General features: G+C 37.5%; 14 protein-coding genes and 1 riboswitch. Of the genes, 5 read left to right on the top strand and 9 right to left on the bottom strand.

What is annotated here, in order from left to right:
* Positions 1–48: 48 nt before the first annotated feature.
* The 6 genes from C9J35_RS19700 to C9J35_RS19675 all read right to left on the bottom strand — a co-directional run bounded on the left by C9J35_RS19700 (position 49) and on the right by C9J35_RS19675 (position 7,353).
* Positions 49–432 (bottom strand): hypothetical protein, encoded by a 384-nt coding sequence (locus C9J35_RS19700; protein WP_054768571.1) that lies wholly within the window; start codon positions 430–432, stop codon positions 49–51.
* A 125-nt stretch (positions 433–557) separates the two neighbouring features.
* Positions 558–1,178 carry a DUF3885 domain-containing protein gene (locus C9J35_RS19695; protein ID WP_107926149.1) on the bottom strand — a complete coding sequence of 207 codons (621 nt, stop codon included), beginning with the start codon at positions 1,176–1,178 and terminating at the stop codon, positions 558–560.
* Positions 1,179–1,378: 200 nt separating this feature from the next.
* Positions 1,379–3,178 carry a DNA/RNA non-specific endonuclease gene (locus C9J35_RS19690; RefSeq protein ID WP_107926146.1) on the bottom strand — a complete coding sequence of 600 codons (1,800 nt, stop codon included), beginning with the start codon at positions 3,176–3,178 and terminating at the stop codon, positions 1,379–1,381.
* 116 nt (positions 3,179–3,294) lie between these two features.
* Entirely contained in the window at positions 3,295–3,966 is a 672-nt protein-coding gene (locus C9J35_RS19685; RefSeq protein WP_107926144.1) for a M12 family metallopeptidase, read from the bottom strand.
* Between the two features lie 1,082 nt (positions 3,967–5,048).
* A complete protein-coding gene (locus C9J35_RS19680; RefSeq protein ID WP_235616383.1) occupies positions 5,049–5,495 on the bottom strand; it encodes an SRPBCC family protein in 447 nt (148 codons plus the stop codon).
* Between the two features lie 178 nt (positions 5,496–5,673).
* The gene (locus tag C9J35_RS19675) at positions 5,674–7,353 is read right to left on the bottom strand and encodes a formate--tetrahydrofolate ligase (protein WP_107926142.1); all 1,680 of its coding nucleotides are present in this window, start codon (positions 7,351–7,353) and stop codon (positions 5,674–5,676) included.
* A gap of 209 nt (positions 7,354–7,562) precedes the next feature.
* Here C9J35_RS19675 and C9J35_RS19670 point away from each other — a divergent pair, with 209 nt between their 5' ends.
* A complete protein-coding gene (locus C9J35_RS19670) occupies positions 7,563–7,763 on the top strand; it encodes a cold-shock protein (RefSeq protein WP_054768572.1) in 201 nt (66 codons plus the stop codon).
* A 177-nt stretch (positions 7,764–7,940) separates the two neighbouring features.
* Here C9J35_RS19670 and C9J35_RS19665 read toward each other — a convergent pair whose 3' ends face one another.
* A complete protein-coding gene (locus tag C9J35_RS19665; RefSeq protein ID WP_107926140.1) occupies positions 7,941–8,726 on the bottom strand; it encodes a VOC family protein in 786 nt (261 codons plus the stop codon).
* A 104-nt stretch (positions 8,727–8,830) separates the two neighbouring features.
* Here C9J35_RS19665 and C9J35_RS19660 point away from each other — a divergent pair, with 104 nt between their 5' ends.
* From C9J35_RS19660 to C9J35_RS19650, 3 genes are all read left to right on the top strand, one after another.
* Complete coding sequence (locus C9J35_RS19660) at positions 8,831–9,430, top strand: nitroreductase family protein (protein ID WP_107926138.1); 600 nt, start codon at positions 8,831–8,833, stop codon at positions 9,428–9,430.
* Positions 9,431–9,445: 15 nt separating this feature from the next.
* Complete coding sequence (locus C9J35_RS19655; RefSeq protein ID WP_107926136.1) at positions 9,446–9,934, top strand: flavin reductase family protein; 489 nt, start codon at positions 9,446–9,448, stop codon at positions 9,932–9,934.
* Positions 9,935–10,346: 412 nt separating this feature from the next.
* Complete coding sequence (locus C9J35_RS19650; protein ID WP_235616382.1) at positions 10,347–10,718, top strand: YhfM domain-containing protein; 372 nt, start codon at positions 10,347–10,349, stop codon at positions 10,716–10,718.
* A gap of 126 nt (positions 10,719–10,844) precedes the next feature.
* Here the strand turns inward: C9J35_RS19650 and C9J35_RS19645 are convergent, their stop codons facing one another.
* Together C9J35_RS19645 and C9J35_RS19640 are read right to left on the bottom strand one after the other, a co-directional pair.
* Complete coding sequence (locus tag C9J35_RS19645) at positions 10,845–11,444, bottom strand: ECF transporter S component (RefSeq protein WP_107926194.1); 600 nt, start codon at positions 11,442–11,444, stop codon at positions 10,845–10,847.
* Between the two features lie 179 nt (positions 11,445–11,623).
* Entirely contained in the window at positions 11,624–11,779 is a 156-nt protein-coding gene (locus C9J35_RS19640) for a YezD family protein (RefSeq protein ID WP_107926192.1), read from the bottom strand.
* 72 nt (positions 11,780–11,851) lie between these two features.
* Positions 11,852–11,947, bottom strand: a riboswitch (SAM riboswitch).
* A 590-nt stretch (positions 11,948–12,537) separates the two neighbouring features.
* Between C9J35_RS19640 and C9J35_RS19635 the strand changes: the two genes are divergently transcribed.
* Positions 12,538–13,096, top strand: a 559-nt coding sequence (locus tag C9J35_RS19635) for an IS110 family transposase (RefSeq protein ID WP_153062974.1), incomplete at its 3' end; no start/stop codon positions are given.

Below are 13,096 nucleotides of genomic sequence, written 5' to 3'. Positions count from 1 at the left end.
TCTCATCTTATTGTAGAAACGCCCTTTTAGCTCAAGAAAATACTTTTATTACTGGGCTAATGCCAGAAAATATTTCCTTATATCTTCTGGCAATTCATCTACTTCCAGCACTTTTAAATTCTTCGCTCCCGGTGTTGTCATGATGACAAAAGTTTTTTCCTCAAACTCAAGTAATGTAAATTGACCTATACGATTTGCTGAATGATCTTTTATGAAATGAAAGTCTTCCTCATTAAAATTTTCTTCATAACCCTCTAGCATTAACTTTTGTACCTCTTCGAAATTATCCAAAAATGAAATTTCTTGATATAATTCAAGTGAATTTTTAGTCGTAAAGAAATAGACATAGTACATTAATCCACCAACTATGACAAATATGACTATAAAGAAAGCACTCCAACCCATTGATGTGATTTTCTTTGAGCTCCCCATTCGTAGCAACCCTCCCTTTCCACTGATTTAATAGTGTTCTTGTGACTTGGATACTTTTCTAGCATCCATTCTATTTTCCATAGAATCTAGTCTAATTGTTCACAAAAAGCTGTTATCTGGAGGTTTCACTTGAATTCCCCATTCTTAAAGTAACCAGCTAGTTCTTGATGTACATTCACATCCGTATTCATTATTTCGCATCCTCTGTCATCATAAATGTGAAAAATACACTTCGTCCTTACATTTACAAAGAAAATATCCGGTGCATATAGACAATATTTTTTTCTTAAGCGAGGATATAAGGATTCAAAGTCCTTATGTATGATTGTTTTTAGCAAGTATGCTAATTTTAATTCCGAAACTTTACACAATAATTCCATTTGCTGCACTACAACAGCTTCTTCATCAAATTGCCAAAAAAACTCGTGCATACGTAATGAATATTTTCTTTGTTGTGCCTTTACATAACGTTGAAAAAAGTTTGGATAAACGATGTTATTTGATTCACTTGGATATGAATTAACCACAACAAAGACGTCATCTGTCCTTTTAAACAACAAAGGAAAAATTTCAGCCACTTGTCTATAAACCTCACAAAATCTCTTCCTATTAAGTGTTCCATCTTCCTTAAACTGATAAATACTCTTCCCTAACTCCATATGGATGCCTAGATCAACTGACTGATAAATATCTGGTGTGACAGACAAACCTTTATAATGGTCGTCCATCCATTTCATTATTTGCATCTATCTTTCCACCTTATTTGCTATTTTCTAACCCCACAAGAAAAGTTCAGCTATTTCTTTCCTTTGTTTTACATATTTCTAAGTATAATTTTACTCTATATAAAAGAAACCGAAGTCTGAGCTCAGACTTCGGTTTTTCAATAATGAATTACAATCGTAATTAGTAGTCACATATCAACGAAATCGTTTTAACTGAAAAATCAGACTTTTATATCTTCAGATGTTTCAATAACATGACCAATCGAACCTTCTACACGACTGATCGGATCATAATTTCGCAATTTTCCAAAATCAAGTCCTGTTAATTCTTCAATTTTTAAAACAGGTACTTGAAATGTTTTATATGCACCATAAGCATCTTCTAAATCATCAATTAAATGTTTTTGAGATTGTAAATACGCTGTAGCTGATAATTTTCCATCTTCCTTAACCATAACAGCTACTTTCCAAAATTCTGCTGGTATTTGTACGCCACGATATGTTACGTCATCACTACGAAATACTGGTCCAGTAAAAACAGTGGCTTTAAAATTAAATTTTTCAGCTTTTTCTAAAATATAATCCTCCAAATCAAGCCATGTCTTTTGATTAAGGTTTTTATGCTGAGGAGAACAATTTGTAAAATGGAATGTATCCTTATTTGCTTTCTGAGCTAAGTCCCCCCAAATAGGATCACGTCTACGTACAAGATGCCCTTTATCAATTTCATTATTGGCATATAACTCAGGACCACACTGATATTTTTGATCTATACGTGAATCAAAAAACCAATTATTTTCCCGTCCAACATCTACAAGTTTATTGCCATCAAGATTAACAACAGTATAGTAAGCTAATCGACGAGACTCACTCATAACAATTGAAAAATGTGTATAATTTAATATTTTTTCCCCATTTTTAAGAAGCGCTATATCTGTTTCCAATTCAGGGTGTAATGTAGGATGCGGAACTTCATAATCATCACCCAAAAATTCACAATCATGACCTGTAGAGTCTTCATACCAATCCAAAGCTAACTTCTCAGAAAATATCTCTTCGGAGGTATTTTCAACTAATTCCCATCCTTTTGAAAGCTCGTCAAATAATATCTTCTGATCATCACTTAGATTTTGAGACTGATTCATAAGGAACTGTACAATACTACTAATGCGTATTCCCTCGTTTGCTATATATTTTGTCCTATCTTGCGGGTCAGGAACACCTGCATGGTGAAGTGCGATAACCATCCATTCATCATTAAATACAGCTGATCCAGATGAGCCTGGCTGTGTATCAGTTTCATATTGCACAAAATCATCAAAAATATCTAGAATTTTATTCTCTCGATTTGCTACCATCTTAGGTGCACCTGATGGATGCTGAATGATTGATACGTGTTCACCCACCAATACTTTCCCTTTATTTGGTGAAAGAGGTAAGAAAGCAAAGTCACTTAATTTTGCCCCGTCAGCGGATGTCTCTTCTACAGCAACTAATGTAAAATCAAGATTCTCATCTGTTAGAAAGAAACGATTTGGTGCTAAACGAAAATTTTTTATTTGTCGTTCTTTTAAATCTAGTCCCAACTCATAATTGAATTGTGCAAGACTAAATAGCGCAGCATCTTCATCTGCTAAAACATGATTATTTGTAAGTAGTAAAGAAGGAGACACTAGAAAACCAGTACCATGTCCGCGAACCCTTCCGATCCGGTCGCGAACCTCAATTCTACAAACAGACTTAGCCGCTTTAAGTCCTGCTTCAAAATAAGAAATCGGAAATAAATCATTCCCTTCAATAATACGCTCTAACGCTAATCCATCTAGTGGATTAATAATTGCTTTCCGAAAAAAAACTCGTTCTGGTTTGCTTACTTCCAATGGGTTTTTATGTTGTAATTCACTTTTCAGATGTTCACGATTGTCGGAGCGTTCAATATAGCGATTCAGTGCATGTTGTTGTTGCATAGATATTAAATTTTGATTAAAAATTAAATCTATTTCGAATGGCATATTAGACATGTTGTTCATCCTCCAAAATATACATTTTTTTATAGCATTTGTATAAATCTAAGTACCTTTTCTAATTCTGTTTAAAATAATAATTGTAGAAGTTCGCTTCCGAATTATTTTGAAACTTAAAAAGGATACATTTGTTGAATGAATTGCTTGTCTTTTTCCGAAAATGTTACTCCACCGATAGCCTCATAATCTCCAATTGTATGCTCATTTGGTATCGTATAAAGCATGATTGATGTTGGATCAAATTCTGTAAAACTTGTTAGGTTTTTATCGTATCGATTAAATATATTGTTATCCACATCCTCTTTGGACCAATTATTTGGTGGGCCCATATAATACGTATAAACAGCTTCTTTATCCCAAGGAATTTTTGCACTAGGATTTTGATGTTCGTGAATACACCCAAGCGCATGTCCAAATTCATGTAATACCACCCTCGAGTATTCAACTTCAGGAGTGTCTGGTTGCAGCCAACCATAATTCATTGTTGGCTCATTCTTAGCCACTTCCTTACAGGAGGTTCCGATATACGACCAACTACCGTCATTCATATCAAATGCTATCCGTATTTCTGCGTCAGGATTATTGCCAAATTCTAATTTTATATTCGCGTATTGTTCCCATCTTTTTGCATGTTTTTTGACTTTTTCTTTCACTTCAGGAACTCCCTCTAAAAAACGAACATGTATTGTTTGGCCTGGTTCCCATTTATATTGATTAATAAGGCTTATTTCTTTAGAAAGATTAGATGGTATTTTATCAATACATACTTTAACTGTTTTAGACATAAAACCGCTCCCTTTCTATATTAAAATCAAATAATTCCCAATCTTTTCATATCCACTTAACTTTAAAAATTATGATATTATCAACAACTAATGCTAAATAACTAAATTAAGTTTACATATCAAAATTGAGGTGCCTTTTCTGAGTCATCGCCTATTTCCTCTATAAAGTGCTCAATACTCAACCAATTTCAAAATCACCGATCATTCTTGGCACGTGATATTGCATTGTTTCACAAACCCTATAATTGGAATTATATTCAAAAATACCATATTTTTCAATCGTATTTAACTTTTTTGTTTCTCACCTCCTCCACTTAGCCTAGTTTCGTTACATTAGTTCTAGGTAAACATCTGTCCCTTCGAAATTGTAATTACTTAATAAAATCACTCACATCTTCGAACTTTATGGCGGGTGAGCATTTTTTGCTTCCTAACGACTTTCATTCATTGACAATTGTTTTACATTTCATTAGTAGCAGCAATTCAGACCTTGATTGTCAAAAAAATACTCAATGACCATCTTTTTATGAGCTACTCCCAACTTCTAGCGAGAAAAGAGTTTATCCTTCATAGGGTGATTTTGTACACAACTATAATGGAGCTAAACAGTTTTAAAACCCTTTTTGAGAATCTAAGTTCCCAATTTTATTGAAAAATTTGTTAACAATTAATAAAACATATTCCTACTTGTTGTAGAAATCTGCTCCGTTAGTACAATAAGTTCAACAAAAAAAGCATTAATCCTTCTTGGATTAACGCTCCTGATTGTAACCTTGACATAATTTTTTTAGTGGTCCTTATTAAGCTAATGCCCTTTCGAACCGCAGAAATAAAAAAAAACTACTAAATAAAGCAATAAACTTCTAATAGAACCTTATAATAAAATAAAAAAATCTTAGTAATCCTATTTAATAGTTTGTTCCTTAATCGTTATCTTCAATTGCTTCGCACAATCCATTATTCATTTAAACTAGGAAAAAACGCCGCCCTCCACTTTAAAACATTCAAAACAAGCGTTAGAAAAGCGTCTCCACTTATTGTAGAAACGCCTCCCGGATAGTTTAACAAGTAGAAACCTTTACTTAATGAATTAACGATGCTCTTAAATCATTTACATCATTTTCTAAATAACATTTTAAACAGCATAACATATATACCCAGCCCTCTTTTTGCCCGATCATTTTATTTACGACTTCAGGGTCATGTTCTTTCAAACCCGATTCGTTAACTTCAATGATTGTACTGTCTCTATCCAACTCTTGTAGTGTAATGGTCACAATGGTTTCGTCATTGTGTGGCTCTCCCCAAGAAAATACAATCTTCTTATTTTCCTTTATCTCTAACACATTTAGGGACCCTTCGGCATTGTATTCATTATATTTTAATATAATCTTTTTACCTTGTTCCCATCTTTCTGAACTCGACGAAAACCAATAATTCCCTATTTTTCCGGGATCTACTATTGCTTCAAACACTTCATTTGCTGGGTTACGTATTTTCATTTTCGCCGTTACTTGTGTATCCATCATAACATCTACTCCCTTTCTTATTTTCATTACCTTGCTCTTTTTATAATTAGACTACGCACAAAGATATATTCTGATAATTCAATTATATAGTTAACTACCGTCTTTGTCTTAAAATGATTAAAAGCTGCCCTTTATAATTTAAAGGAGCAGCTTTTTTTGCTTAATTTTCTATCGAATTTTAGAACAACCCTAGCGCATGTCCGTTGCTATCTACATCCATACGCAATGCCGCTGGCTGTTTTGGTAAACCAGGCATCGTCATAATGTCGCCAGTTAAGCACACTAAAAAGCCTGCTCCTAACTTTGGAATAACCTCACGAATCGTTACGGTGAAGCCTTCTGGACGACCGAGTAAAGTTGGTTGGTCGGATAAAGAGTATTGCGTTTTTGCCATACAAATCGGCAATACATCCCAGCCGAATTTTTCGATTTGCGCCATTTGTTTTTTCGCTTGATCTGTAAAGTTGACGTCCTTGCCACCATATACTTTTTGCACGATGGTACGTACTTTTTCTTCAATGGATTCCGTTACCTCATATAAAGGTGAGAAGTCGTTTTCTTCTTGTAGGACAGCAAGCACTTGCTCTGCTAACTGAATTCCACCTTTGCCGCCCTCTTCCCAAACATTGGTACGGGCAATGCGTACATGATTTTCTTGACACCAGTTCAGAACGGCTTCTAACTCCGCTTCTGTGTCCGTAATAAAACGGTTTAATGCGATAATTGGTTCAACACCAAATGTGCGAATCGTCTCGACGTGTTTAGCTAAATTTTCGATGCCTTGTAACAGCGCATGAACGTTTTCTCCAACGAGTGCGGTTTTCGCTACACCGCCATGCATTTTCAATGCACGAATCGTTGCCACAAGTACCACGGCACTTGGTTTGAAGCCAGCTTTACGTGCTTTAATGTTCATGAACTTTTCAGCACCTAAATCTGAACCGAAGCCCGCTTCTGTTACGACTATATCGGCTAATTTACGTGCTGTTTGAGTCGCCATAATCGAGTTACAGCCGTGTGCGATATTCGCAAATGGACCACCATGAATAATGGCCGGTGTGCCTTCTAATGTTTGCACTAAGTTTGGTTTAAAGGCATCTTTTAATAGCAGTGTGAGGGCACCTTCTACTTGCAGGTCACGCACAAATACTGGCTCACGCTCGAATGTATAGCCGATAACAATGCTTGCTAGTCGTTCACGTAAGTCTTCTATGCTTGTTGCTAAGCAGAATACTGCCATAATTTCTGAAGCAACCGTAATGTCAAAGCCGTCCTCACGTGGCATGCCTTGCACTGGACCCCCAAGACCAACAACTACTTTTCGTAGTGCACGGTCATTTAAGTCCATTACGCGCTTCCAGATGATGCGACGCGGATCAATGTTTAACACATTGCCTTGGTGAATATGATTATCGATAAATGCAGCTAAAGCATTATTCGCTGTTGTGATCGCATGCAAGTCGCCAGTGAAATGCAAATTGATGTCTTCCATCGGTACAACCTGCGCGTAACCACCACCTGTAGCACCACCTTTGACGCCCATCACAGGACCAAGTGATGGCTCACGTAATGCAACAAGAACATTTTTATTTAATTGATGAAGGGCATCTGCAAGTCCGACTGTTACCGTTGATTTCCCTTCCCCAGCTGGAGTTGGGCTAATTGCCGTGACTAATACAACCTTGGCATCTTCACCCTGTGCCGTAATTTTTAATGGGTCGATTTTCGCTTTGTAGCGACCGTATTGTTCCAGGGCATCCTCAGGAATCCCTGCAACTTTCGCAATTTCTGTAATAGGTTTCATAACCGCTTGACTAGCGATTTCTAGATCTGATAATGGTTGATTTTTCGTTGTCATTTGGCACCCTACTTTCTCTGTTGTTCAACTCCATTATAGACTTTATTGTGAAATAAAACATAACTAGTTATGCAACATTTCGACAATCAATTGACATCGCCAAGCAATTCAGGTATGTTCTAAGAGAAAATGCAATTATCTCATCTATCAATTATGCTGAGACTTAGTTGATATAGTTTTACATTCAAGCGCACTGGAGGCGAATGCTTATGCAACAAGGAATCGTAAAGTGGTTCAATAATGAAAAGGGTTATGGCTTTATTGAATGTGATGATGGCGAAGATGTATTTGTACATTTTACGGGGATCCACGAGGAAGGCTTCCGTACACTTGAAGAGGGTCAAAAGGTTTCATTTGAAGTAGTGGAAGGCAATCGCGGCCCACAAGCATCAAATGTTGTGAAATTATAAGCGTAAGTGGAGCTGTTCAATAAAAGAACAGCTCCTTTTTGTTCTAAGTATAAGAAATAAAGGACTTCTATTGGCGTTGTCATCTTTCTATCGGCGATTTCAGACTTCTATCCACGATTTCAGCTATTCTATCCGTCAATTCAGCGGTTCTATCCACGCTCCCTGACTCTATCCAACTTAGGGGTTAATCCAATAAAATGCGGCTGGGAAGATTAATGTTTCCTTCGTGCGTTCGGTATCTTTTAGCGTTACCCCAAACGGACCTTCACTTTTCCGACCCAGCATCATTTTTGTTGCCGCTTCTTCCTCAAAAAAATCTAAGCGCATATTTGGCAACTGTAAGGAGATACACGGTGGTTGTCTGTCTGACTCAGGTAATTGTAATACTTCCTGCCAACGTTGTACGGTAGCCTGCGCATCTTGTACAAAAAATTGCACAGACTCCATCGTAATAGACTGTTTCATGTTGATGGCACCACTTGCCTCTAATTGCGCCAAACGCTCGTCATCCCCATCTGCCCATTCGATGAAAAATGGAAAATCAATGGCTTGCCCGGGCTCACCAAAGTGCATTAGCTTCCATTTCACAACCGAGCCATCTGGCCGTGTTCGACTACAAGCATCCGGTCCGTAAACTTCAAGTCCCAACGCACGTAGACGAGCCGCCTCTTCATCAATATTTGTGGTACGTAAAGCAATGCGTGAAAACCCGGAGCGCTCATTGTCACCCTTAAACGTATGATGTAATGTATAAGGTAGATTCGCCGCATCCTCAAATAGCGCTCGCTCATAAACTGCAATTTGCTCGATATATGTTAAGCCAAAATAACTAAGCGTATTATACGTTCCCCACATGGTGTGCTGACCACCATTCACAGTGTGGATATTGCGCTTATTCAAGAAATCCTTTATATTCTCAGGTGACTGAACTTGATGTACTAAATGGTCGAAATATAAAGTCATGATAATTCCCCCTTTTCATTGTTTAATTATATACTTTACCTGTTAGTTTTATTGGTTTAAAATAATATTAAGAATTTTCGAATAGTTAAGGAGTTTTTCTCATTATGACAACTGCATTTTACGAAGCCATTCAAGGTAGACGTTCCATTTTTGGCTTATCGAAAACTTCTCCCATTTCAGATGAACGTTTACAAGAAGTAATTGAATTAGCGGTAAAAAATGCCCCATCGGCATTTAATTCACAAACAGGACGAATCGTCGTGCTACTGAACGATCAGCATGAAACATTTTGGCAGCTTGCGTTAAAAAATGCGCTTGCACATGCAACGCTAGAGCGTATTGAATCGACAACTGCTCGCTTTCAAGGTTTTGCGGAAGGCTATGGTACTGTCTTATTTTTCGAAGATTATGAGGTAATTGACAGTTACCAAGAGAAATTCCCGAAATTAAAAGACCAATTCCCTATTTGGTCACATCAAGGTGCAGGTATGCTTCAATATGTTATTTGGACTGCACTTGAACATGAGGGATATGGTGCTAGCTTACAACACTATTACCCTGAATTATCGGAAGAATTGCGTACAGCTTGGCATATAAAAGCAAGCTGGCAGCTCATTGCCCAACTGCCCTTTGGTGGGCCTACTGCCGCACCACGCGACAAAGAAATAGTGCCGGTGGTCAAGCGTGTTTTTATCATAAAATAACAAGAGGTGATTGAAATGACTGACAACGTAACAGCATTTAAGCAAGCTTTAGGCAATTACCCCACAGGCGTCACAGTTGTTACTGCATATAATGACGCGAACGAACCGATTGGCTTAACCGTCAATTCCTTTGCATCTGTTTCAATTGACCCACTGCTAATCTTATGGTCACTCGATAAAAAATCACAGCTACATTCACATTTTCAAGCAACCAAGAAATTCGCTGTCAATATGTTAGCGAGTGACCAAGCGCATTTATGTACATTGTTTTCTAGTAAAATTGCTGACCGCTTTGCCCAAACAATCTGGTCTACTTCCGCGCACGGTTTACCGATTTTACATGATACATTATCCACATTACAATGTGAAACTTTCAAGCAAGTTGATGCAGGCGACCATACGATATTCATTGGGCATGTTTTGGCCATTGATAATGCACAGAAAGAACCACTGCTCTATCATCGTCGACATTTAGGTCAAATCCCTGCAAGTTTTTACGAGTAGTTCTGACCCAATTCAATCATTTCTTTCCGATAGTAAAATGCTAAGCACAATAAGTGATTTTACTACTCATATTACGCAAATGATTCGCATTCGTGCAGAAAACAAACGTATATGCCACTTTAGTTTATAAACCAACAGGAGTTGCCTCAAATTTACACGTTGAGGTAGCTCCTTTTATGCATATAGAAGGAAGTTTCTTACACAGCGAGAATTCTATCTTATGGGGATATTTCTTACAGAACTAAACACGCTTATGCCAAATTAGTGTACTGTAGGAACAGGATAGCAACATCTATTGACCGATCTTTTAATTTGCTTTAATCTGCTGCAATTTATATCACACAGAGAAAGGAATGTGATAATAACGATGTGCCATATTAAAAAAATGCTCGTTCTTGTTTTGGTGGTCTTCATGACTGCCAGTTGCGCCGGTATGGAAAAACAAAAAATTATCGTGCAAAAGCATAATGATACGGGTATATATGAGGACTTGAAGGAAATTACCAAAAGGAAAAAGGTGAAAGCAGTTAAAGACATACTGCATAGCGCGAAATGGGAACAGATGAAAGTTGATATGGCCAGAGAGGCTGACTATCAATTCGTTTTTCAATTCGTCGATCCTAACATCCAAGCCAAGGCCATTCTCTACTCCGTGTGGCTAAGCCCAAACAAAGACACATTAGAAGTTGTAGAAGGTGACTATCAATATGTCCATCTCAATCGTGAAGATTCTCAAAAGTTATTCGAAGCTCTTACTGAAACAAACCTAGTCGATGTAAAATGAAACTTTAATCTGTGGGAACTTTCTTCGTCCCACTGATGGTAATGGAAGCAATCAGCTGGCACTCACCTAACCGTTCATGTGAAATCAACAGAAATAAGGGCACCCTTTTCGAAGGATGCCCTTTCTTCAATTATATTTTGTGCGTTGATGAGACATCCAAGTACCAATATTTCGGCATACTAACATAGTCACAATCATGACAATGACACCTTTCACTAGATTGAATGGTAAAATCCCTAAAACAATCATATCTTTTAAGGCGTCCCCCTTCACTGGTTCCATCCCTAAAAACAAGGTGTACATCGGTAGGAACAGCACATAATTCAGTAAGCTCATACCAACTGCCATCACAATTGTACCTGCTACCAAACCAATGATTAACCCCTTGATACGCTGTAGTTTTGAATAGAAAAAAGTCACTGGGATGATAAATAACACACCTGTCGTAAAATTGGCAATATGCCCGACTGGTACCCCCGTTATGCTTCCTGATAATAACCAATCCAGCATATTTTTTAAAAGTTCTACTAAAATTCCCGCAACTGGTCCCATCGTCATTGCTGCTAATAAGGCGGGCACATCACTAAAATCTACCTGCAGGAAATTTGGAAATGGTGGTAATGGAAAATTAAATAGCATCAGTACTATGGATATACTACTTAGTACGCCTATATTCATGATATATCTTAATTTCAACGTGCTCGCTCCTTTTCGACTGGCACCCATAAAATAAAACTTCAATGCGTGTGTTTTTATCCGCCATGCATTTGTGAGTAGAGCCAATCGGGCTTTAACAGTCAGTTGTTCGATCACCTGACCGTTCATGTGACATAAAAAAGACCACCTATAAGCAGAGGGATGATCCCTGCCTATAATGTGGCCTCCAGATTTCTAGTCAGCTGTGTTTATTTTTTCTGTGGAAATCTTTGCTTCTCAAGTCGATTAATTTGTACAATGACACCATCTTGAATGGTAATCTGCACTTCGCCAAATTGTAGATTTTCAATTGCATCGGCAATCACTTGTAATTTCTTGTCATCAATCTTAGCTGTTTGAGACATTGGATACACCCCTTCTTTTTCATACTTTTTTCGTACAAAAGAGGTCAACGCATCTTGATGATTCGATGGACCCCCTTATCTCTCAGAAAACTCTGCTGGATTTGGCACCGTTTTAGTCGGTTGCCGAGGCTTTATTGGGCCAGTTCCCTCCACCTCTCTTGATAAGAGTATTACGTTCCTTGGAAATAATTCTATAATTCTGAAAACCTATTGTCAATATAAATATTATAAAACCTACATGAATACTAAGAAATTAAGTAAAATGGTTCATTTTGTAAAAAAACATCCGTACACTTAAAGTTACATAAGCGAAAGGATGTTTTTTTATTTTGCACCATTTGGTCAATTGTCAGCATTTCTAAATGATGTAACTGAGCACAGGCGGCGAGTATAGTAGACGGCATTTGCCTTACGCCACAGAGCAAAGCTTCCTGCGAAGAATAGCGGGAGCTGAAGGCCGCACAGAAGCATAGCGACGAGGAGACTGCAACCATGCCCTCGAACAGCGATCTGCCTCATAGCGGAAATCAACCGATTTATATAGATACTTCAGTCTAGGTGTGCAGAAATAATATAGTTGTTTAATATACAATAAAGTCATTTAAAAAATAATATAGTTGTTAAAAAATCTTATTCCACGAACGGAGCAGCATTCCTGTTTGAAGGATGTTTGAGGTCTTGAAAGAAAAGGAGCCCTCTAGTATGATGCATGAGTGTCAACGACCATTGACCCATCATCAAACAAGGAGGACTCCTTTATGCATTTTAAATGGAATAATAAAATTAATCAAGTTACTGAAAATACACTCGTTGTCGGCATGGATATTGCCAAGCATATTCATTACGCATGCTTTGTCGATGAACGTGGGCGAGTAATAGAAAAAGCTTTTGCGGTACATCAATCGAAAGAAGGCTTCGAAAACTTGTATGAAAAGATTCTTCAAACGATGAAGGAAGCTAAGAAAACTGAAGTAATAATAGGGATTGAGCCTACAGGCCACTACTGGATGAACTTAGCCTATTTCTTAGATCAATACGGTATCCCACTTGTCATGGTGAATCCAATGCACGTAAGACGTTCGAAAGAATTAGATGATAACTTACCAACAAAGCACGATAAAAAAGATGCACTAGTCATCGCTCGCTTATTAAAGGATGGACGTTTCAGTTATCCACGTATACTGAAAGACATTGAAGCTGAGCTTCGTATTGGTTCTACTCTTCGTTCAAAATTGACGGAGGATTTGGCTAGTATTAAAAATCGAATCATTCGTTGGCTTGATCGCTACTTTCCAGAGTTTACTCAAGTCTTTCCTA

Source organism: Lysinibacillus parviboronicapiens, from assembly GCF_003049575.1.
Lineage (GTDB): Bacteria > Bacillota > Bacilli > Bacillales_A > Planococcaceae > Lysinibacillus > Lysinibacillus parviboronicapiens.
The sequence above is the reverse complement of the archived record's forward strand: the minus strand, read 5'-3'. Positions and strand labels throughout refer to the sequence as shown.

Coding starts and splice junctions, on each gene's coding strand:
- C9J35_RS19700 (WP_054768571.1), bottom strand. CDS start 432: ATGGGGAGCTCAAAGAAAATCACATCAATGGGTTGGAGTGCTTTCTTT.
- C9J35_RS19695 (WP_107926149.1), bottom strand. CDS start 1,178: ATGCAAATAATGAAATGGATGGACGACCATTATAAAGGTTTGTCTGTC.
- C9J35_RS19690 (WP_107926146.1), bottom strand. CDS start 3,178: ATGTCTAATATGCCATTCGAAATAGATTTAATTTTTAATCAAAATTTA.
- C9J35_RS19685 (WP_107926144.1), bottom strand. CDS start 3,966: ATGTCTAAAACAGTTAAAGTATGTATTGATAAAATACCATCTAATCTT.
- C9J35_RS19680 (WP_235616383.1), bottom strand. CDS start 5,495: ATGATGGATACACAAGTAACGGCGAAAATGAAAATACGTAACCCAGCA.
- C9J35_RS19675 (WP_107926142.1), bottom strand. CDS start 7,353: ATGACAACGAAAAATCAACCATTATCAGATCTAGAAATCGCTAGTCAA.
- C9J35_RS19670 (WP_054768572.1), top strand. CDS start 7,563: ATGCAACAAGGAATCGTAAAGTGGTTCAATAATGAAAAGGGTTATGGC.
- C9J35_RS19665 (WP_107926140.1), bottom strand. CDS start 8,726: ATGACTTTATATTTCGACCATTTAGTACATCAAGTTCAGTCACCTGAG.
- C9J35_RS19660 (WP_107926138.1), top strand. CDS start 8,831: ATGACAACTGCATTTTACGAAGCCATTCAAGGTAGACGTTCCATTTTT.
- C9J35_RS19655 (WP_107926136.1), top strand. CDS start 9,446: ATGACTGACAACGTAACAGCATTTAAGCAAGCTTTAGGCAATTACCCC.
- C9J35_RS19650 (WP_235616382.1), top strand. CDS start 10,347: ATGACTGCCAGTTGCGCCGGTATGGAAAAACAAAAAATTATCGTGCAA.
- C9J35_RS19645 (WP_107926194.1), bottom strand. CDS start 11,444: ATGGGTGCCAGTCGAAAAGGAGCGAGCACGTTGAAATTAAGATATATC.
- C9J35_RS19640 (WP_107926192.1), bottom strand. CDS start 11,779: ATGTCTCAAACAGCTAAGATTGATGACAAGAAATTACAAGTGATTGCC.